18 protein-coding genes are annotated in these 21051 nt (G+C 71.6%); 7 read left to right on the forward strand and 11 right to left on the reverse strand.

Annotated elements, in window-relative coordinates; genetic code table 11:
• Positions 1-48: 48 nt before the first annotated feature.
• A complete protein-coding gene (locus WME83_RS05420) occupies positions 49-1554 on the reverse strand; it encodes a carboxypeptidase-like regulatory domain-containing protein (RefSeq protein ID WP_437318184.1) in 1506 nt (501 codons plus the stop codon).
• Positions 1555-1941: 387 nt separating this feature from the next.
• Here WME83_RS05420 and WME83_RS05425 point away from each other — a divergent pair, with 387 nt between their 5' ends.
• Positions 1942-2448 carry a DUF1993 domain-containing protein gene (locus WME83_RS05425; RefSeq protein ID WP_437318185.1) on the forward strand — a complete coding sequence of 169 codons (507 nt, stop codon included), beginning with the start codon at positions 1942-1944 and terminating at the stop codon, positions 2446-2448.
• 179 nt (positions 2449-2627) lie between these two features.
• Here WME83_RS05425 and WME83_RS05430 read toward each other — a convergent pair whose 3' ends face one another.
• Both WME83_RS05430 and WME83_RS05435 read right to left on the reverse strand, forming a co-directional pair.
• Entirely contained in the window at positions 2628-2954 is a 327-nt protein-coding gene (locus WME83_RS05430) for a hypothetical protein (protein ID WP_437318186.1), read from the reverse strand.
• Positions 2955-3067: 113 nt separating this feature from the next.
• On the reverse strand, positions 3068-5080 hold the full coding sequence (locus tag WME83_RS05435) for a hypothetical protein (RefSeq protein ID WP_437318187.1): 2013 nt from the start codon (positions 5078-5080) through the stop codon (positions 3068-3070).
• A gap of 309 nt (positions 5081-5389) precedes the next feature.
• Between WME83_RS05435 and WME83_RS05440 the strand changes: the two genes are divergently transcribed.
• Positions 5390-6646, forward strand: a complete 1257-nt coding sequence (locus WME83_RS05440; RefSeq protein WP_437318188.1) for a YcaO-like family protein — start codon at positions 5390-5392, stop codon at positions 6644-6646.
• Positions 6643-8007, forward strand: a complete 1365-nt coding sequence (locus tag WME83_RS05445; protein ID WP_437318189.1) for a TfuA-like protein — start codon at positions 6643-6645, stop codon at positions 8005-8007. Before WME83_RS05440 ends, WME83_RS05445 begins: the two co-directional genes overlap by 4 nt.
• A gap of 753 nt (positions 8008-8760) precedes the next feature.
• Here the strand turns inward: WME83_RS05445 and WME83_RS05450 are convergent.
• Entirely contained in the window at positions 8761-10101 is a 1341-nt protein-coding gene (locus WME83_RS05450; RefSeq protein WP_437318190.1) for a hypothetical protein, read from the reverse strand.
• Positions 10102-10253: 152 nt separating this feature from the next.
• On the opposite strand from WME83_RS05450, the gene WME83_RS05455 reads away from it, so the two are divergent.
• Entirely contained in the window at positions 10254-11267 is a 1014-nt protein-coding gene (locus tag WME83_RS05455) for a DUF4423 domain-containing protein (protein WP_437318191.1), read from the forward strand.
• A 126-nt stretch (positions 11268-11393) separates the two neighbouring features.
• On the opposite strand, the gene WME83_RS05460 is transcribed toward WME83_RS05455, so the two are convergent.
• Complete coding sequence (locus WME83_RS05460) at positions 11394-11552, reverse strand: hypothetical protein (RefSeq protein ID WP_437318192.1); 159 nt, start codon at positions 11550-11552, stop codon at positions 11394-11396.
• A 307-nt stretch (positions 11553-11859) separates the two neighbouring features.
• On the reverse strand, positions 11860-12798 hold the full coding sequence (locus tag WME83_RS05465) for a LysR family transcriptional regulator (protein ID WP_437318193.1): 939 nt from the start codon (positions 12796-12798) through the stop codon (positions 11860-11862).
• 106 nt (positions 12799-12904) lie between these two features.
• Between WME83_RS05465 and WME83_RS05470 the strand changes: the two genes are divergently transcribed.
• Positions 12905-13882: a quinone oxidoreductase family protein gene (locus tag WME83_RS05470; RefSeq protein WP_437318194.1), complete on the forward strand. Its 978-nt coding sequence runs from the start codon at positions 12905-12907 to the stop codon at positions 13880-13882.
• A 138-nt stretch (positions 13883-14020) separates the two neighbouring features.
• A complete protein-coding gene (locus tag WME83_RS05475) occupies positions 14021-14389 on the forward strand; it encodes a hypothetical protein (protein ID WP_437318195.1) in 369 nt (122 codons plus the stop codon).
• A gap of 41 nt (positions 14390-14430) precedes the next feature.
• Here WME83_RS05475 and WME83_RS05480 read toward each other — a convergent pair whose 3' ends face one another.
• The 4 genes from WME83_RS05480 to WME83_RS05495 all read right to left on the reverse strand — a co-directional run bounded on the left by WME83_RS05480 (position 14431) and on the right by WME83_RS05495 (position 19474).
• Entirely contained in the window at positions 14431-15306 is an 876-nt protein-coding gene (locus tag WME83_RS05480) for a hypothetical protein (protein WP_437318196.1), read from the reverse strand.
• Positions 15307-15321: 15 nt separating this feature from the next.
• Positions 15322-17739, reverse strand: coding sequence for a TonB-dependent receptor domain-containing protein (locus WME83_RS05485; protein WP_437318197.1), 2418 nt, complete (start codon positions 17737-17739; stop codon positions 15322-15324).
• 212 nt (positions 17740-17951) lie between these two features.
• The gene (locus WME83_RS05490) at positions 17952-18602 is read right to left on the reverse strand and encodes an NADPH-dependent F420 reductase (protein WP_437318198.1); all 651 of its coding nucleotides are present in this window, start codon (positions 18600-18602) and stop codon (positions 17952-17954) included.
• Between the two features lie 17 nt (positions 18603-18619).
• Positions 18620-19474: an inositol monophosphatase family protein gene (locus tag WME83_RS05495; RefSeq protein ID WP_437318199.1), complete on the reverse strand. Its 855-nt coding sequence runs from the start codon at positions 19472-19474 to the stop codon at positions 18620-18622.
• A 112-nt stretch (positions 19475-19586) separates the two neighbouring features.
• On the opposite strand from WME83_RS05495, the gene WME83_RS05500 reads away from it, so the two are divergent.
• Positions 19587-20495, forward strand: coding sequence for a LysR family transcriptional regulator (locus WME83_RS05500; RefSeq protein WP_437318200.1), 909 nt, complete (start codon positions 19587-19589; stop codon positions 20493-20495).
• Between the two features lie 225 nt (positions 20496-20720).
• On the opposite strand, the gene WME83_RS05505 is transcribed toward WME83_RS05500, so the two are convergent.
• Complete coding sequence (locus WME83_RS05505) at positions 20721-20978, reverse strand: hypothetical protein (protein ID WP_437318201.1); 258 nt, start codon at positions 20976-20978, stop codon at positions 20721-20723.
• Between the last annotated feature and the right edge of the window lie 73 nt (positions 20979-21051).

Raw genomic sequence — 21051 nt, forward strand, 5'->3', positions numbered from 1 at the left:
CACTCTCGACCGGATCGCCGCGCCCGCGTTCGGGCGCCAAAAGGAAGATCAGGGGGCGACCGACTCGGACCCTGGCGAGCAATCGCCCGCGAGCGGGGCGCAGGTGAGCCGGTTCTGCATGAAGCTCACCCGCCGCGGGATCTCGACCTCTTTGACGAAATTCGAGAGGACCCCGGTGCCGTCGGGGCCGGGCGTCGCGAACGGCGCCACATGATAGAAGGTGGCGAGCTGCTGGGTCTCGGCGTTATGGCACCCGTTGCAGGTCTGCCCGGCGAACGCGTGGCGGAGCGGCTCGTCCACGCCGGGAAAAACCCATTTCGTGGCGGAAGGGACGATGTTGCCCTCCGCCTCGCCGCCGAGGAACGAGGGATCGAGCGGCGTCGCGCCGGCGATGATCCCGGTGCGGTTCGCGAGCAGGAAGGCCTCGAGGCCGGCGTCGCCGTTGAGCTGCTGATCCGGCGTCTGGGCGGCCTCTACGAGCCGCAGGAAGGCCTGATAGCCGGTCGGCTCCGGGACGAGGTGGAACTCCCGCCACGACCAGGGGGCGCCCATCAGATCCTCGCTCGTGCGGAGCTGGGCGAGCGCGCTCGCGTTGGGGTTGCCCATCGTGCTGCGCTCGGCGCCGCGCTGCGTGAAGAGATCGGTGATCGCCTGGAGCTCCTGGTTGTACTGGGCGCCGAAGGCGTGCTGCCCGAGCGCGTGGAAGCGGGCGATCCAGCTGTGTCGGTCCGGCGCGATCGAGTTGGTCGGCAGGCGGTACTCGAAGATCACCGTCATGCCGCCGATGAAGTGGTTCGGGGGGACGATGCCGAACACGAAGCGCGCCTCGCCGCTGCCGCTCGCGTGCAGGTCGGTCCGGTTGAAGATGCCGAGGAGCCGGAACGGCGCCTGCGCGAGGTCGAGCTTGCCGTCCGGCCGCGTCGGCCAGAGGTTCAAGAGCGAGAACATCCCCCGGCTCGTGGTGGGGTAGCCGTTGATCGTCAGCGGCTGGAAGCCCTCCAGCCACTCCGCCACGAAATCCGCGGGATCGACGCCGCTCGGGGTCATCTGCTCGATCAGGTACCGGAAGCTCCAGGGCCCGCCGGTCGCGTTCGAGGCGCGCGCGTCCTGCGTGACCGACGGGTCGACGATCGCGATCTCCTTGTAAGGATCGACCGCCGGGCCCGCGCCGCACGCGCCGGCGCAGGTGAAGCTCTGGATGTGATCGGCCGTGACGCTGCCGAGGTTGACCGTGCTCGGCGTGAGCGTCGCGCCCGGCTTTACCGCGGTGAGCGTGTACGTGCCCGCGGGCAAGCCGGCGAAGAGGAAGTTGCCGTGGCTGTCGGTGACGGCCTGGGCGCTCGCGGCGCCGCTGAGCTGCACGATGACGCCGCTCATCCCCGCGCTCGACGCGTCGTTGCCGACGTGCCCCGCGATCGCGACAGCGCCGTTCAACGCCGCCTCGGCGCTGCCGAGCGGCGGCTGCTCCTCGAGCGGCTCGACTCCGCAGGACGCCAGGGCGAGGGCGGAGAGCGCGAGCAGGCGAGAGGGCGATCGGCGTACCGTGGTTTTCATCGACAAGGATCCTTTCAAGATAGGTGGAACCGGCGGACGCGCCGGCGCTCGCCCGATCCTGGCCCTCTAAGAAGGTCGGAAGGCCGGTACGTCAAGAGGCTTTACACTACTTCACGTGGTTTCCACGAGGCGGGGCGCCTTTGCGGCGCGCGCTCTGCGGCGGAGTGCGCGGCGGCCGGCGGGCCCGCGCGGCGCCGGGAGCGCCCGCGCGGCGCCGGGAGCGGTCGGGAGGCCGCAGGCGATTTCTGTGCGCTGGCGCGCTTGCCCGGGGCGCGGGGCGACCACTATGTTGGCGCCCGCGCGCCCCCACCGGCGGTGCTTCCGCACCGCGCTGCCCGTGACGTACGGGGCCCCGCTTCCGCAGCGTGCGATAACAAGGAGACGAAGATGGCAATCTCGATGTATCAGGCGTCGGTCCCCGTGCTCGTGAGGGGGCTCAACAACCTCTCGGCGATCCTCAAGAAGGCCGAGGCGTACGCCGAGGCGAAGAAGATCGAGCCGCGCGTCCTGCTCGACGCGCGCCTCGCCCCGGACATGCTGCCGCTCACCCGGCAGATCCAGATCGCGAGCGACAGCGCCAAGGGCTGTGGGGCGCGGCTCGCAGCCGTCGACGTGCCGAAGTACGAGGACAACGAGGCCAGCTTCGACGACCTGCAGGCCCGCATCGCCAAGACGATCGCGTTCCTGAACACCCTGAAGGCCGAGCAGATCGACGGCTCCGAGGACCGCGAGGTCACGATCCCCACGCGCGATCAGCCGATGAAGTTCAAGGGCCTGCCGTACCTGCTCGGCTTCGTGCTGCCCAACTTCTTCTTCCACGTGACGACCGCCTACGCGATCTTGCGCCACAACGGGCTCGACATCGGCAAGATGGACTACCTCGGCAAGCCCTGAGCGGGCGGCCGCTATCGCCGCGGAGGCCGCCGCTCACCGCGGCGGCGCTTCGATGAACCACGTCGGCGAGACGTACCCCTCCGCCCTCGCTCCCGCCACCGGCGGCGTGCGCGCGCGCCGGTGGCGAGGCAAGGGTGATGTCGAGGAGGGGCTCAGCGGCGCGTGGGCGGCGCCCTCACCTACTTCGCCGCTGCCCCCGCCGCCTGCTGCGCCTTGCGGAAGGCGGCCATCTGCGTCTTCGTCGCCTGGAGGATCTGCGAGTACACCGCGTCGCTCCCCGCTGACTCGCACGTCTGCGCGTCGGCCCCGAACAGCGTGTCCTTCATCATTCGGCGGGGCCTCGACTTCGCCTGGGCGACGAAGTTCAGCCCCTTCTCTCGCCAGAGGGCGCAATCCTCTGCCCCGAGGTCTGCGCACATCCGCGCGTCCAGATCCTCACAGACGTTGCACCCCATCGCCAGGGCACCAACAACACACAACATCAGGACGTTCATCTTCGATTGCATGGAATGACTCACGATCTGCATCAGGGTATCGGCCGCGGACGGGACCCCAGGTCCGCCTGGAGGTTCATCTCGGGTCGACCGACGTGATCGGTGTACTAGCAGCTCGTAACTGTCTACTGCAATACCAGGTTGAAGCGCAAGCGCTCTTCGTCGCAACCGTCGTGGAAAATCAGGTTGGTTCCTTCGGCGGGGGTCGCCGAGCCGCCTTCCGGGTGAACGCAGCGGCCGGTTTCGCTGTTTTGCAGGCTCCCACCGGACGTCACGTCGAAGGCGAGGCGCACCTCGGGGCCGCAGTAGGGGTTGAGGATCAGGCCAACGCCGTTGTAGGCGGTGCCTTGATTCGGGTGAATACAAAGTCCGCTCGGGAGATGCTTCAGCAGGCCGCTGGCCAGGACCCTGAAAGAAGAGGCGAGCGTGCTGCAGCTGCTCGACAGCACCAGCGGCGTGTTGTCGGCCGGCTTCGTGGCGCCGCCTTGCGGGACAAAGCATTTGCCGCTGGTGTGCTGCACGATCTTGTACTCGTCGACCGCGGAGCTCAACGCGTAATCTCTCGGCGTGATCTGGGCGAACGCGCGTGGGCCGAAGCCGCGGTAGGTGTCGTCGGAGGCGATGACGGTCCCCAACCAGTAGTCGCGGTACCAGTGCAACCACGAACGGCCGGGAATCGTGGATTTGGCATAACGATTGGATCCGGTTCCATGCAACACCCCTTCGGGGAGCGGGATCCCCAGCTCTTCGTAGAACCCATCGAGGCCGTGCATGGGTTCATGGATGAACACCTCCGCAGGCTCGCTGTTGACGGTGGACAGCCAGTCCGAGGCGACGGTGTTTTTCCCGTTCACCGTCGTCCACAGGGTGTAGTTCGATTCGTAGCTGCTCCCCGGGCCCCACCCCCAGCCCCCCGGCTTGCTGTCGCCGGGCGTGAAGAACACTTGCACGGTGTCGTATTGGCCGCGGGGCACGAAGCTCTGCACGTCTGGCTGGAGGTGGATGGCCGCCGGCAAATAATTGTCATTGCCCGAGCCCGACAGCGACGTGATAGGATCGTTGGATACGACGCTGGAGCCATGCCATGCGACCCGGCCGTCCGTGATCAGATCCACCCAGTAAGCCACCCGATCTTCGAAGGCGACCTGCACCGCGTCGACGACGCCGGTCGACAGCGAACCTTGCGTGACACCAGGGACGTTGGTATAGGGCTTGACGAGCAGGAGCCCATGAAAATCGAACTCTACGCTCGCGAGGCGCTCACCGAAGCCGACAGGCTCCAGGTACCAGCGCGCGCTGTCGTTGCAGGTCCCCAGGGTGGGCTGTGCGCCGCCGCTCGGGATGGCGCAGCTGTTCCCGTTCGAGCGCAAGCGAACCAGGGCAGGGCGGTCCACCGTGCGGGCGCGCAAGGTCTCCACGGTCCACTCCGCCGCGCTGCCGCTGCAGCCGCCGAGCACCGCCGTGCCGCTCGACGCGACCAAGCACTGGCCGGTCTCCTCGTGAAAAAACTGATACTTGCTCGCGCCGACGCCGATCAAGCGCCAGTGTTGATGGTCGTCGCCCGAGTAATCGGCGCCGACCAGCTGCCCGGTGATGGCATCGCGGCTCAGCGTGCCACGGTCGGCGCGGGACATCAGTCGCCAGAGTCCGATTTCAAGCTCATCATCGCCGGCGTTCGTCGGCTCGACGCGCAGGCTGTGCACGTCGAACTCCGCGGTGCCTTGCGTGTCCCGCAGCTCTACCGTGTTGTTCCCGGCCTGCAGCGTCACCGGGAACGGGCCGAGCTCTTTCCCGGTCGGGCGCGGGCTCTCCGTGGCGGTGGACGTGACGACGGCGATCTGGCTGCCGTTCAGCCAGAGGCTCATCGCTCTGGTCTGCGACGGCACGGCGATCTTCACATAGAGGTCCGCGTTGCCGCCGGCGCCGCCGGCCACGTTCCAGACGAATCCGGTGTTGTCATTGAGGTCGACGCCCCAGCTTTCATTCGTGCAGTTCGCGCCGCCCGTGCACCCGCTGACGCCGGGCCCACCGCTGGACGAGCTCGCAGGATAGACGGCCGCGTGCGCCGAGCCCGCCGCTCCGAGCAGTAGAATCGATGCAATCGCTGTCGAGGTGTAGGGAAGATGCTTCAATCTCATGTACAAGGTTCCTTCTAGACGAACAGGAAAGGGATGCGCGAGCGCGACGCCGCCAGGCGACGTCAAGGAGCCAGACTCCGTCGACATCCGTATGAAACAAAGGATTGAAACGATTGTTTAGCAGGGACGGGCGCGTTGTCAAGGCCGAGGGCTGACGACGGCGCGGGGCGGCTGCTGTAGCACGGCGGAGTCATGTAGGGAGAGGGGCCGGCCGACGTCCGCGAGCGGATCATCACTTCCTGCATGGAGGTCATCGCACGCGAGAGGCGAGCCGGCGCGCTTTCATGGTAGGGTGCCGATCCGTCGCGCATGGCGCCCTACCGGTTCGATCCGAGCACGCTGGACAGCCCGGTCCCCAAGGGGTATCTCGCCGGCACCCACCGCCAGGTGCCGCCCGAGGAGACGCTGCGGCGGGTGCGCCGCCTCATGCCCGTCATGGGCATCACCCGCGTCGCCAACGTCACCGGCCTCGACAACATCGGCATTCCGGTCGTGATGGTCTGTCGGCCGAACTCCCGCTCGCTCTCCGTGTCGCAGGGCAAGGGGCTGGATCTCCCGACGGCGCAGGCGTCCGGCCTCATGGAGTCGGTCGAGGCGTATCACGCGGAGCGGATCGACCTGCCGCTCAAGCTGGCCTCGTACGAGGAGCTCCGCTACACCCACCGCGCCGTCGAGGTCGACGATCTCCCGCGCATCGCGGGCGCTCAATTCCACGCCGATCTGCCGATCCTCTGGGTCGAGGGGGTCGACCTGCTCCAGCGCGAGCCGGTGTGGGTGCCGTTCGAGGTGGTGCACACCAACTACACGGTCGCGATGCACCGGACGCTCGTCGGCTTCGTCGCGAGCTCGAACGGCCTGGCCTCCGGCAATGGCGCGCTGGAGGCGATCAGCCACGGCCTGTGCGAGGCGGTGGAGCGCGACGCGACGACGCTGTGGCGGCAGCGCAGCCCGGAGTCGCGCGCGGCCACGCGGATCGAGCTCGACAGCGTTCCGGAGGGGAGCTGCCGCGCGGTGCTCGACATGTACGCGCGCGCGGAGGTCGCCGTCGGCGTCTGGGAGATCACGTCGGACATCGGCATCCCCGCCTTCCTGTGCAAGGTCTGCGACCGGCGCGACAACCCCTTGCGCAGGCTCGGCGTCACGGAGGGCATGGGCTGCCACCCCGCGCGCGAGATCGCGCTCTTGCGCGCGTTGACCGAGGCGGCCCAGAGCCGGTTGACCCAGATCGCCGGCTCCCGCGACGATCGCACCCCCAGCCAGTACGTGCGGCAGCGCGACCCGAACATCACCGCTGCTGCGCGCGAAGAGCTGGAGCGGCCCGGCCCGCGGCGCGGCTTCGCCGAGGGGCCGACCTTCCATGCCGATACCCTCAACGCCGATGTCGCCTGGGAGCTCGAGCGGCTCCGCGCCGCGGGCGTGAAGCGCGTGATCGCCGTCGAGCTGACCCGACCGGAGCTGGGGATCCCGGTGGTGCGCGTGGTGGTGCCCGGCCTGGAGCCGCTGTCCGGCGACCGCAGCTACGTGCCCGGCGCGCGCGCCAAGGCGCAGCAGGGGCAGGCCGGATGACGGTCCACCTCTTCCTGGGGCCGACGCTGGCCGCCGCCGAGGCCGCCGAGGTGCTGGACGCGGTCATCCTGCCGCCGGTGGCTCACGGCGACGTCTACCGCGCGGTGCAGCGGGGCGCGACGGTGATCGGCATCGTCGACGGCTATTTCGAGGTCGTGCCGTCGGTCTGGCACAAGGAGATCCTCTGGGCGATGCGCGAGGGCGTCCACGTGTTCGGCAGCGCCAGCATGGGCGCGCTGCGCGCGGTGGAGCTGTCGCCGTTCGGCATGGAGGGCGTCGGCGACGTGTTCGAGGCGTACCAGCGGGGCGAGCTGGAGGACGACGACGAGGTCGCCGTCGCGCACGCGCCCGCCGCCTACGGCTACCGCGCGCTCTCGGTGGCGATGGTCAACATCCGCGCCACGCTCTCGGCGGCGGAGGCGCGCGGGGTCGTTCGGCCGGCGACCTGCGCCGCGCTGCTGCGGATCGCGAAGCAGCTGTTCTATCCGGACCGCAGCTACCCGCGGCTGCTCTCGGAGGCCTCCGCCGCGGGGCTCGACCCGGGCGAGCTCTCGGCCCTGAAGGGCTTTTTGCTCGAGGGCCAGGTCGATCGAAAGCGCGCCGACGCGCTCGCGATGCTGCGCGCGATCGAGGCGAGGCTCGCGGCCGGGCTCGCGCCGAAGCGGGTGCGGTATCATTTCGAGGCGACGATCTTCTGGGACTCGCTGCGCCAGGCCGCCGCGCCGCTCGACGAGCCGCGCGACGAGGGCGGGGAGGGGTCGTGGCTGCAGAGCGCGCTGCTCGACGAGGCGCGGCTCCACCCCGTCGCCTACGCGCTGGCGCGCAAGGGCGCGCTGACGCGCCTGCTCTCCCAGGCGCTCGCGGAAGAGCACGCGGCGCGCCCGCTGGGCGAGGAGGTCGACGCGGCCATCCTGAGCTTCCGTCGCGCGCGCGGGCTCTGGGACGCGGACGCGATGGAGGGCTGGCTGCGCGAGAACGGCCTCCGCGCCGAGGAGTTCGCGCGCCTCATGGAGAGCGAGGCCCAGGTCGCGGCGGTGCAGCGCTGGGCGGCGCCGCACATCAGCGCGCACCTCGTGGACCAGCTGCGCCTCGACGACCTGTATGTGGGGCTATGGGCCCGCGCGCGCGACAAGCAACGTTTGCTGGAGGAGGCCGGGCTCGCCGATCCGGACCTCGCGGCGGCGCCGCTCTCGCGGGAATCGCTTTTTCAATGGTACGTTGAGCGGCGCGGCGAGGGCGCCGCGCCTCCCGACCTCGCCGAGGCCGCGCTCCGGGCCGGGTTCCGCGACGAGCCGATGTTCCTGCGCGCCCTGCTGCGCGAATACCATTATGTCCGGCTGCGCGAGCCCCACGAGCGTTAGTGCCGTGCGTCAGAAGTCCCGCCAGGAAAACCGGTCGATGGCGAGCGGTCGCCGGAGAGAGTAGCGATTTTCATGGCTTCCGCCTGTTTCGCCGCCGAGGGGGGCGCCGGTGTGGCCCAACGGCGCGCAGATCTTCGCGTCGCACTGGCCCCGCGTGACCGACCGGCCCGACCCGATCGCCCGCGGCCTGAACGAGCTGCCCAAGCACGTCGCCAGCCGCACGCTCGGGCGCGCCGACTGGGACCCCGCGACGATCGATCGCGATGTCGTCGCCGGGCGTCGCCGGCCTGAAGCAACGCTACGAGCGCGAGGTGCAAGTGCACGGCAGCGCGGGCCTCGCGCAGACGCTGCTCTCGCACCGCCACTCCACACCCTGCGGGAGCTCATGCGCCCACAGATCCTGCGGAGGATGCACGGGCTCGACCCCGAGCTCTATTTGCAGGAGATCCTGACCGTGGCTCCGAGCCATCCGCTCAGTCGCATCCTCGACCTGAGTCCCAAGAACTGGATCGCGACGCGACAACGCCTCATCCCGAGGTGCGGCTCAAGTACCTGGACCTGGCTCGGATCACCGGCTCGCGGCTCGCCTTCCGCGACCGCTGATCGCGCCGCCCGCCTCCGTCGCGCCCACATCGTCCGTAGCGGCCGAGCCAGGCGCGCGTCCTTTTCCGCGCCTCCCGAGACGATCCGGGCCCGCCGCGCGAGGAGCGCAGCGGCCCGAGTCATTTCGCGGAACCGAAACCGCGCGGGCGCTCAGGGCGCCCAGGTGCCGCCGCCGAGCTCGGTGATGTCGATGCCCTCGCACCCGCCGCCGGGGTTCGAGGCGGGATCGCGCACGCACTCGGGCACGGTGAGGCCGAGCACCTTCAGCGCGCCGGTGCTGCTGCCGCCGGTGAACGTGCCGCGCACGGTGGACGACGCCTCGTCGTAGCCGCTCACGTCGAAGCCGGTGATCCCGTACGTCGCCTCGAAGTCGTCGGGCGCGACGCCGCGCAGCTGCACGCTTTGGAACGAGGCGTCGACGAGGCGCCCCTCGGCGTCGGCGAGCGCGTACACGTCGACGTCGGTCTCGAGATCCACGCGGCCGTCCTCGGTCACGAGGTGGAGGCGCGCCGGGATGCGCACGCCCGCCTCGTCGAACTCCCCCCCGAGCGACACGCACGCGACGTCGTCCGCCGCCTCGAGCGACAGCGCGATCCGCGTCGTCGTCCCGTCATCCCAGGTGAACGTCGCCGCGACCTCGGCGTTCTCCGCCAGCACGTCGGCGGCGGAGAACGCGAGCAGCGCGGTGTCGAGGGGCAGCGGCAGGCCGCCTCGGGCGCACGTCTCGGCGGTCGGCCACGACGCGAACGAGCGGAACCCCGCGCCTGTCACCTCGCCGTCCGAGTACTCGAGCCGCGCGTCGATGGATCCCCACGAGGCGCCGGCCGCCATGCCGCCGCGGATGGTGAGATCGGCCAGCGCCCAGCCCTCCCTCTGCGGCGTGAAGACCAGCGATCCGGAGAGCGCGTCGAGATCGAGCTCGGCCTCGAGGGCGACGTGGCGCGGATCCGACGACGAGAGAATGGCGGGCACCGTCTCCGCGAGCGCGCCGCCGCTCGTCGCGATCGTCAGCTCCACGTCGATCTCGATGCGGCTCTTGCACAGGTCGCCGGCGATCGCGGGGCCGCCCTCCATTTCGTCGTTCGACTCCCGGGGCCGCGACTCGACGAACCGCGACTCGACGAACCGGATCGCGCCGCCGCCGTGGGCGACGTTGATCGTGATCTCGCCTTCGCCCTGCTCGGGGCCGGCGTTCACGATGTCGTCGGGTGGCGCCCACACGATGGGGCTCTCGAACGTCCCCTCGGCCTGGGCCAGCACCTCGCCGGCGGTGAAGCCGAGCGCGGTGGCCTCCTCGAGCGAGCCGACGACGATGGATGTCTCCTCGCAGGCGCCGTTGCCGGTCCCGAGGCCGTCGTGACCGGTCTGGCTGCCGCCCTGGGGGGCGGTGCACGCCGCCGCGAGGAGCGCGGCGACGACGAGGAGACCGCGCCCACCGGCGCGAACGGACGAGCGACGAAGCGAAGACGAGCGACGAAGTGAAGACGACACGGCGACCTCCCGGGCGCGCGCGTCACGCGGCGCCTCATGCGGTTCGAGACCAGCTGCGATCGCGATGCTGTGCCTCGACCCCGTCTGCCGCAAGGGCCGTTTCGCACATATCGTGTGGTCAGTCGGCCCTCCAGTGTGCAAACCTCCAAGACATGAACAACCTCGATCTCGACGTCCTCGCGAGCGAGCTCCTGCGCGCCGTGCGGGGAAAACGCTCGCAGCGCGCGTTCAGCCGCCGGCTCGGGTACCGCACGAACATCGCGTACACGTGGGAGTCGGGGCGCAGCTTTCCGACGGCGGCGAAGGCGTTCGCAGTGGCGGAGCGGGCGGGGGTCGACACCGCCGCCGCGATCGCCCGCTTCTTCGGCGCCGCGCCGCCGTGGCTCGCGCGGGCTTCGCTCGGAACCCCGGAGGGCGTGGTGCAGCTCCTCGGCGAGCTGCGGGCCGGGCGCACCATCGTGGAGATCGCGCGGAGCGCGGGGCGGAGCCGCTTCGCGGTCGCGCGCTGGCTGCAGGGCGACGCCGAGCCGCGCCTGCCGGACTTCCTCCGCCTCGTCGACGTGTGCTCGCTGCGCCTCCTCGACTTCCTGGCGACGCTCGTCGACCCCCGGGCTCTGCCGAGCGCGCGCGCGGCGTGGAAGCAGCTCGAGACGCGCCGGCGCGCTGCCTACGAGGTCCCGTGGTCGCAAGCGGTGCTCCTCGCGCTCGAGCTGCGCGCGTACGAGGAGCTGCCGCGGCACCGCGACGGGTGGATCGCCGAGCGGATCGGCATCACGCCCAAGGAGGAGCGCGAGTGCCTCGCGGTCCTCGAGCGCACCGGACAGATTCACCTGGTCGACCGCAAGTACGCGATCGCACCGTCGCGCACGGTGGACACGCGGCGCGATCCGAAGGCGGCGCACCAGGTGAAGGTGTGGTGGAGCCAGCGCGCGGTGGAGCGGCTCGAGCTCGGCGCGCCGGGGCCGAGCTCGTACAACCTGTTCACGGTCTCCGCGCCCGACCTCGAGCGCCTGCGCGAGCTGCACCGCGCGTACTTCCAGCAGATGCGCGCCATCGTCGCGACGTCGCAGCCGTGCGAGCGGCTCGTGCTCGCGTGCGCGCAAATGCTCGACCTCTCGGTCCAGCCGGCGCCGGCGATCAGCGGCGGATCGCCAGCACCGGCGTGAAGACCGCGCGCCGCCGGTCGACGGTGAGCTCGGTGCCTGGCGGGCGTGCTTCCACTTCACGGTCCCGAACGCGAGCACGCGATCGCTGTCGGCGACGCGCGACGCGCGACGCGACCTACGCGTGCCCTACGCGGCGCGGAAGCGCGCGAGGTCGAGGTGCTGGAAGAGCGCGAGCTGCTCGGCATTGAGATCGGAGAGCACCGTGCTGGCGCGAGGGATTCCTCCCTTTGCCGTCGTCGGACAGACGACGGAGACTTCGTGGATGCCGGCGAGCCGTTCGATCATGCGTCAGCGACGCTGAGCGAGATCCCTGCCTGCTCGAGCTTCCTGCGCAAGAAGCTGAGAATCATCAGAGCCAGCACACATGGCAGCGATCCGTCGTCACGCCCTGCCCAAATTCCTGGGGATCCGACGGATTGCGACGGTTCCCCCCCGCGGAAGAGTCCCGCCAGGATCTTCGCTCGGAGGAGAGAAGAGCAAAACGGTCCGATCGGATCGCGGCGCTTCAAGTCGACGCCCGGCGCGGGCAGCGTCATCGGCGGCAGCCGGGCAGCCATCGATGGGGCGGCTGTCGGTCGCGTGGAGGGCCGCGTCAGGTGTCGCGCGGTCGCCGGGCGGGCGCGGAGGCCGGCCGCGACGCCTGCTGCTCGGCCGCGGCCTCCGCGAGCTGCTCGCGCAGCCACGCGTGCGCCGGATCGTCCGTGAGCCTGGGGTGCCAGACGGCCGAGAGCGTGAAGCCCGGGAGAGCGAGCGGCGGCCGCGCGACGACGAGCTTCAGCGCAGGGGCGATGTCCCGCGCGACCGCGCCGGCCAGGACGCCGATGAGGTCGGTGCCCGAAAGCAGGTGAGGCGCCATCAGGAAGTGCGGCAGCGTGACGTGGACGTCGCGCTCGAGCTGCTGGGCGGCGAGCGCGCGATCGACCACCCCGACGCGCCCGCCGTGCGGTGAGACGAGCAGGTGCGGCCGCGCGAGGAACGACCGCAGCGTGCGCGGCGCGGGAGGCTGGCAGACGAGGGCGAAGTCGTCGCGCAGGAGCGGCCGGGACTCGAGCCCGGCCAGCCCGGGCCCCTCCACCGCGAGGCCGACGTGGACCTCGCCCGCGTCGAGCGCCCGGGCGGCGTCGCGCGTCTCGAACGCCAGCACCGCGAGCCTGGCCCTCGGCGCGCGCGCCCGGAGCCGCCGGACGAGCCGCGGCAGCAGCACGTACGCGGCGTAGTCGTTCATGCCCACCCGCAGCTCGTCGCAGAGCGCCGCGGGGTCGAACGCCGGACGGCGGGCGAGCGCCGCCCGCAGGCGGTCCAGGGCCGGGCGCACGTCGCGCCGGAGCTGCTCCCCGCGGGGGGTCAGGAAGAGCGCGCGGCCGCGCCGGACGAGCAGGCGATCGCCGAGCAGCGCGCGGAGCCGGCCGAGGGCATTGCTCGTCGCGGGCTGGCTCAGGCCCACGCGCTTGCCGGCGGCGGTCACGCTGCGCTCCTCGAGCAGCGCCTCCAGGACGACGAGCAGGTTGAGGTCGAGCGCGGAGAGATTCACGACGTGAATGCATAGCATCCGGTGCATCCATTGGACGGGCGGACCGCGCGCCCGCACGCTGGGGCCTGTTCAACGCGGAGGGACAGCACGGATGAGAGCTGCATTGTTGGGACCGGGCCCGGGCGCGGGCGGCGCTGTGATCGGCGAGCGGGAGCTCGGCCCCGTTCCACGCGGGCACGTGCGCGTGCGCGTGGCGTTCGCCGGGGTAAACCACATCGATCTACTGCTCGCCGACGGGAAGCTCCCCCTGGCGCCGATGCCCGTGGGGCTCGGCCTCGAGCTCGCGGGGACGGTCGAGGCGCTGGGCGAGGGCGCGCGCGGGCCGGCGGTGGGCGCGCGCGTCGTCGCCATGGGCACGCCGCACACCGGCGCGTTCGCCGAGCTCGCCGACGTCGAGGCGCGCCGCGCCGCGCTCGTGCCCGACGGTCTGCCGCTCGACCGCGCCGCCGCGTCGATCGTCAACTACGCGACGGCGTGGGTGCTCCTGCGCGAGCGCGCCCGGATCGCCCCCGGCGAGACGGTGCTCGTGCACGGCGGGGCCGGCGGCGTCGGGACCGCCGCTCTGCAGCTCGCGCGGCACCTCGGCGCGCGCGCGGTGGCGCTCGTCGGCGACGCCTCCAAGGTGGATCATGCGACGCGCAACGGTGCCGCCGCTGTGATCGTCCACGGCCGCGAGGACGTCGCGGCGCGGGCGCGCGCGCTGACCGATGGGCGCGGCGTCGATGCAGCGCTCAACGCGACCGGCGGCGCGACGCTCGCGCGCGACCTCGGCTTGCTCGCCCCCTTCGGCCGCCTCGTGTCCTTCGGCTTCCTCGAAGGGCCGCCAGGCGTCGAGCTCGGCGCCGCGCTCGCGGACGGCTTCGGACGCAGCGTATCGCTCGCCATGAGCGACCTGTTCACGGTGGCCAATGAGGCGCCGGAGCGGTTCTCGAGCACGATGGCCGAGGTGCTCGCGCTCGTCGAGCGCGGAGCGCTCGATCCGGTCGTTCACGCGACATGGCCGCTCGAGCGCGTCGCCGACGCGCTCGATGCGCTGCGGGCGCGCGCTGTTCAGGGGAAGATCCTGCTGCGCTGCGCTGCCTGAGGACGCGGCGACGGAGGCACCGCCAGGCGCTTGTGGGGCCCCCAGGCTCTGCCCTAGACTGCGTGGATCGCCGGCCGCGAACCTCGTGCCGGCCGCCGCTCGTCGGCGTAGGCGAGCCGTTCAAGGAGGACCTGAGTCATGGCGGAGCGACAAGCAGCAGAGATGCCCTCCGAGGGGGCGGATGCCACAGCGCCGGTGTCCGACGCGCGCCCGCGGGCGCAGGACGGCACGGAGCACGTGTCGGGCACGCTCTTTCGCGGCGCGGACGGCGACCTGTACTTCATCCCGGATCACCGGCTCCCGCTCTTCCGCGTCTTCGACACGTCGAGGGCCCGTGTGGAGCCGCTGCTCGGCGAGGAGCCGAGCCAGCCGTCGGCGGACGTCTCGCACGCTCGGCTCGAGGCGGTGTATGCCACCATCGAGATCCACGACCCCAAGAACGCGGACGGCTCGCCCGCCGCGATGGACGGCATCATCGCCGCGACGGTGCGCCCCGAGACCGATTGACGGGCTCCTTCGGCCCGCCGCGAGGGGCGCCTCGTCGGCGCCTACTCCAGGTCCAGGGACGAGCAAGCTTCCGTCCCGTTGAGGTGGCCCACGTTGGCCATGCGCATGTCCATCCACGTGGCGAGGTCGAGCGCCCATTCGCTCGAATAAGCGCCGTCGGCCCGCGCGACGGTCGAGAGCGGTACGTTCACCAGCTCTTGCCGGGTCACCTCGCCGTCGGCGTTCCCGTAGGCAGGATCGGTGTCCGCTCCGGCGATCGGATCGAATCGCACCTGGGCCGCCGCTTCGTCCATGCGATCGAAGAACAGGTGATCGCCGCGGATCGCGAGGTCGGCCCGCTCGGTCGCGCCGGAGCGCAGACGGATCGTCGGACCCGAGCCGTCGCCGGCGTTCCAGAGCAATCCACCGCTGCAGAAATCCTGGAAGAGGAAGCTCCACCGGAACACCTTGGTCACCGCCCCCTTGGTCGCCTTGCCCTCCACGTACGCGCCGGTCGCCAGCGCCTCGACGAGGGCCAGATCGTCGTCGGTCACCCCAGGACCTAGCCACTCCTCGGCGTCGTAGTACTCGCGCGGCGGGAGGGGCCCGACATGGTAGGTGAAGCCGCACTCCCCATTGGCGAGGACCCTGGCGACCTCGTGCTTCCCCGGCACCCGCGCGTCGACGAGCGTGGGCGTGTCCGCGATGGCGGTGACGGCGCACTCGGAGGACTCGTGGGTGGTCACGTACCGCGCCGCGAGCAGGAACCTCGAAAACTCGATGCTCCAGCCGTCGGCGCTCTGCACGCCGCCGACGACGTCGGCCGCGCCCGAGATCGTGTAGACGAGCTCGCCGGGCTCGGGCCTTGTCTCGCTCGGCAGGCAGGCGCCCAGGGCGAAGAGCGCGGCGGTCGAGAGGAGCGAAGCACGGGATCTCATCGTCCCCTCCTGGGCTCAGAGCCCGCCCTCCACACCGATGCTCGGAATCGTGACAGGGCCGATCGCTTCTCCACCGATCACCTCCTTCTTCGCGGTCACGTTCATGCCTTCGAGGACGGCCGAGATCCAGCCGCGCTCGCCGATGGACCAGCGCCTCTCGATGCGCGCGTCGAGCCGATAGAAGGGAGGATCGCGGTCGATCCTCGGCGCTTCGCCCGAGCCGTCGCGCTCCTCGGCGGCGAGCGAGGCGCCCGGGCTGCCCGTGTAGAACAGGAACCTCGCGCCGGCGCGCCAGTTCCGGTCGAGCTGGTAGGTCAGCGCGAGGTTGGCGACGTGGGTCCGGTCGAACGGGGCGGGGGACCGCGAGCGCCCGGCGGCCTGGGTCGAGCGCGACAGCGTGTACGAGGCGAACCCGCCGAGCTTCCGGGTGAGGCGGCGCCTCGCGTAGAGCTCGATTCCGTAGCTCGACCCGAGGGTCCGGGGCACGTCCGCGAGGTCGTCGACGTCGTCCGTCCACCGGTGCGCCACGGCGCCCAGCGCGTCCGTCATGTCGAAGAACGCGTTGTGGAACGCGGTCGCGCCGGCGGTGACCCCCTCGGGGAGATCCGCCTCGACGCCGGCGCTCCCCTGCGCGCTCTTCTGGAGCCCGCCGCGCAGGCCCGCCACCTGAACCCCGGGGAGCGGGGCCACGGTCGAGGGCGGCTGATGCGCGACGCCGAACGCGTTCACGAGGCGCAGGCGCTTCGTCACGTCGAGCCGGGACGCGAGCCGGCCGTCCACGCCGACGGCCGTCGCGCCGCCGGAGGCGAACAGGTCCGCGCGCACGCCGGCGGTCAGCTCGAACCGGGGCGAGAGCTTCAGGACCACGTCGGCGTGGGCGCCCAGCGCCGCGTCGTCGCGCGAGCCGAACTGCTGCTCGAGCCGCTTGGAGCCCCCGCGGCTGACGGTATAACCGACGATGTCGGTGGCGTACGCGTCGATGGACCCGTCCACGCCCAGGCGGACCTCGGCGTCGGGGTGGACGCGGGCGATGAAATCGGCCCGGGTCGCGAGCATGTGGTCTCGCGCGGTGCGATTGCCCTCCAGCGCGGTCCGATCGAGCCCGAGGAGGGCGCCGAGCCGCAGCTCGCCGTTCTGAAACCGATGTCGGTACCTGAGGTCGAGGCGGTAGAACTCGACGCCGAACAGGATCGAGAGCCCGTCGTCCCGCTCCTCCCCGAGGAGATCGTACGATCCGAAGCTGAAGACGGTGAGGCGATCGTCCGGCGTGACGTCGTAGGTCAGGCGGGCCTGGTAGTCGCGGTAGTCGATCACCGCGTCCGGCGCGATCAGCGACACGACCGCCGCCGTGTACGAGTACCGGCCGCCGAGCAGCACGGTCCCGCGCCCGTCCGCGAACGGCGCCTCCACCATCGCGCCGGCGTCGAACAGGCGGATGTTCCCCTCGCCGTGGAGCTCGGGCCGCGGCTCCGCGGTCTCGGCCGCCACGATGCCGCCGACGTAGCGCCCGTACCGGGCGGGGTAGCCTCCGGGGTAGAGGTCGACGCGCTCGACGAGCGCCGGATGGACGACCGACGGCCCGGCGGCGAAGTGATACAGGAGCGGGACGCGGACGCCGTCGAGGATGTATCCGACGTTCGCCGGCGGCGCCCCGCGGACATAGAAGTACGGAAGCCCGGAGATGGCGGGGATCACCCCCGGGAGGATCTCGACGGCGCGAAAGGCGTCCCCGAACGCGCCGGGCAGCTGACGGACCTCGCCGCGCGCGATGGACTGGGTGGCGGGCGGGAGCTGCTCGCCGCGGACGACGACCTCGATCGGCGCCGCGCCGGCGACCTGGTCTGCCGGGCGGTCGTGGCGTGGCGCGGCGCCCGGCGCCGGAGCGGGCGCCGCGTCCGGCGGCGGCGCGGCGGCCTCGCGGGGCGCCGTGAAGTCCACCCGCATCCGGATCTTCGCCGCCACGGCGACGCCGTTCCGGGTCGCAGGCTCGAAGCGATAGGCGAGGGCGGCGCGGACCGCGGCGCTGGAGAACGGCTCGTGCTGCTCGACCGGCGCTGCCTCGCGAACAGACCCCGTTGCGTCGACGGTCACGGTGAGGACGACGGAGGCGTCGCCCGTCGCCCCCGGCGGATACGGCGCTTCGGGGGCGGACAGGAGGCGTGGGGGGACCACCGCGCTCGGCGCCGTGGAGGGCATCGCCGCGGCCTCGATCGCCCCCTGGGGTGCGGCGGCCGGCTGAGCGCCGGCGAGCGCCGGCAGGAGCCACCCCGCCATGCCGAGGAGCCATGGCAGCCGCGAGCCCGCCCTGCGCTTCGTTCGCGAGGCGAGGGGAGGGCCGAGCTGCGCCCGCAGCCCAGGAGCGCGCCCTCGTGTCGCGACCGACGCGCGATCCGCGATCTGCAGCCGATGTGTGCCCGGGTAGCGCAGCCTCATCGATGAGCCTATTCCGCGTCACACCCGGGACCCTTTAACCATGCCTGACGATTTCTCGCGCTCGGCCCCGCGGAGCGGGCGCCATGCCCGCAGCGCGCCGCCGCTTCTATCGCTGCCGGCCGAACGGGCGCGCCCCCGTCCGCCCGACCGGCACGAAAACGACGCGCCCGCTGCGGTTCGCGCGAAGGGAGGCCCCTCACCGCGCCGCGACGTCACCGGGCGAGCGCGAGGGCGAACGGCGCGAGCCCTCGCCGTCGCAGCACCGAGGGGACGAGCAAGGCGACCGCCTCGGGCCCGCGGGCGGTCGCGATGTCCCCGAGATCCTCGATCCAGTCCGCCGGCCACCCCAGATCGCCGAGGAGCCTCGCGACCACCGCCTTCGCGCTCTCGTCGTTGCCGGAGAGGAACGCGGTCGGGCGGACGCCGAGGCTCGTGGGATCCGCCATGACGGTGAACAGCATCGTGTTCAGCGTCTTGACCACCGCCGTCTCCGGCAGCGCCGCCTGGAGGTGCTCGGCGACGCTGCCGTTCGGGTAAAGCAGGCTGCCGGGCAGGCCGTCCTGGCCGCGCAGCGTCGCATTCGACACGTCGATCAAGATCTTCCCCTTCAGCGCGTCGCGGAGGGCGCCGAGCCGCTCGACGCTCGTGTCTCCGGGGGTGGCGTTGACGACGATCGCGGCCCTCCGCGCGGTCTCCGCGGGATCGCCGAGCGCGACGCGCGCCCCCGAAAAGCTCGCCGCCGCGCGCGCGGGGTCCCTGGTGCCGACGGTGACGGCGTGCCCGGCGCTCGCGAGCTTGCCGGCCAGGGCCCTTCCGACCCGGCCCGAGCCGAGGATTCCGATGGTTTCCGAGATGCGTTCCATGGTCGAGACCTCTCTCCTCAACGAACGGTGGACAGGACGGCGACCGCGCCGGCGTGAAGCCCTGGCGCTGCGGCCAGGAAGTTTTCGCTGGTCAGGCTCCAGGGGTTCCCGCGGGTGTCCGTGACCGCGCCCCCGGCCTCCGCGACGAGCAGCGCGCCCGCGACGAGCCCGGAGAGGACCTGGCTGTATTGCCAGAAGACGTCCATCCGGCCGGCCGCGACCTCGACGAGCTGGAGGGTGGCCGGGACCGAGACGCGCAGCACCAGCGCGCTTCCGAGCATCGCGGCGACCGACTGGCCGATCCGCCGGTGCGTCTCCTGGTCCTCGCCCGGCATGGCCTGGCCCGTCCCGACGAAGGCGGCGTCGAGCGCCGTCTTCGCCGAGGCCCGGAGCCTCCTCGCCCCGAGGTGGGCGCCGGCGCCCTTCCGGGCGGTGTACGTCTCGCCGCGGAGGGGCAGGTGCACCGCCGTCAGGACCGGCTCGTTGTCGCGGACGAGCGTCGCCGTGACGCACCAGTCCGTCATCCCGTGAACGTGGTTGATGTTCCCCTCGACGGCGTCGGTGACCCACCACTCGCCCGGCGGAAGCGGCCCGCGCTCGAGCTCGTCCTCGACCCACCCGGCGCCCGGGCGAGCGCGCGTGAGCGGCTCGCGGAGCGCGTCGAGCGACACCGCGTCGTTGTCGCCGAGGGCGGCGAAGACCTCCTCGCGGCTCCCGAGGCGCGGCGCTGGCGAGAAGCGAGCGACGAGCCGCTCTCCCGCCGCGGAGAGCGCCGCGACGACCGCGGGCAGCAGGGCCTCGTCGTCCGCGCGGGCCGCGCTCGGGTCCCGTCGCATGGAATGGTCTGTCATCGGCTCCGAATGGGTCGACATGAATCCTCCTGGGCGTGCGGCCCGCGCGTCCTCGCGAGCTCCAGCGCGGAGGAGTAAACCCTGGACGTGGTATGTCGTCCAATGCATCCTTGCTATACGAAGGATTACCCAGATGCATGTGGACATGAACCTGTTGACGGCGCTGGACGCGCTGCTCGAGGAGCGGAGCGTCAGCGCCGCCGCGGCCCGATTGCACCTCTCGCAGCCCGCGATGAGCCGGACGCTGGGGCGCATCCGGGACGCCACGGGGGACCCGATCCTCGTGCGCACCGGGCGAACGATGACGCTGACGCCCCGCGCGCTGGCCTTGCGGCAGGAGGTCCACGCCCTCGTCCAGCGGGCGCATGCGGTGTTCGCGCCGGAGCGGGCGCTCGACCTCGAGAAGCTCGAGCGGACCTTCACCGTCCGCTGCCACGACGCGCTCACGACGGCGCTCGGGACACGGCTGCTCTTCGCGGTGCAGGAGCAGGCCCCTCAGGTGAAGCTCCGGCTCCTGGCCGAGCCCGCGGGGGACACCGACGAGCTGCGTCACGGGCGCGTCGATCTCGAGATCGGCGCGACGGAGCCCGCCCTCCCGGAGATCTGCGGGGAGTCGATCGGCGAGGATCGCCTCGTGGTGGCCGTTCGTCAGGGTCATCCGCTCGCGCGCGGCCGGCTCACCGCCAGGCGCTACGCCGAGGCGCTCCACGTCACGGTGTCGCGGCGCGGCCGCCTGCGCGATCGGATCGACGACGCGCTGGAGTCCCAGGGGCTCCGGCGGCGCGTCGTCGCGGCGGCCCCCACGGTCGCGGCCGCCGCCCATTTCGCCCGCGAGAGCGACCTCGTGGTCGCGCTGCCGGCGCGGGTCTGCGGCCCGATGCTGCGGCCGCTCCACCTCAGCGCCCTGCCGCTGCCGCTCGACGTGCCGGAGGTCCGGATCGTCCAGCTGTGGCACCAGCGCTTCGAGGGCGACAAGGCGCACGCGTGGCTGCGCGGGCTCACGCGCGAGATCGTTCAGGCCATCTGTCGTGGAGAGGCCTAGAGCGCACCGAACAGCTTGAAACGCCCGAGAATGAAGAGATTGGAACCACAGAGGCACAGAGGGCACAGAGGGATGAAGAAAAGATTCTGAGCTATCTCTTCTCTCTTCCTCTGTGTCCTCTGTGCCCTCTGTGGTTCAATTTCTCGGGTCTTCAACCCGTTCGGTGCCCTAGACCAGGAGCAGGGCGGCGTCCTGGAGCGATCTCCGCTGGCTTTCCCTCGATCCTCACGCGCCCTCTTCCGGCGGCGGAGGCCGCTCGCCCGCGGCGACCTGGAGCTCGCGGACGATCGAGAGCAGGGCCGGACAGCAGAAGCGCTCGACCACAGACCCGTCGGAGGCGAGCTCGAACGTCGGCGGCCCGCCGTGCATCGGACAGGCCACGTCGGCGTACTTCGACTCGAGGTCCTTCAGGACGCTGTCGTCGACCTCGCGGACCTCGACGTCGGCGGTCGTGGTCGCTCCCTCGTTCACGTCGTTCGCCATGCGGCGCACGCTAGCACGAAGGGCGCCGCGCCCCGCGCGCGCGGCACCGCGACCGCGTGGACCGGGGGAATGC

The sequence above is a fragment of the Sorangium sp. So ce385 genome (genome assembly GCF_051474135.1).
GTDB lineage: Bacteria > Myxococcota_A > Polyangia > Polyangiales > Polyangiaceae > Sorangium > Sorangium cellulosum_D.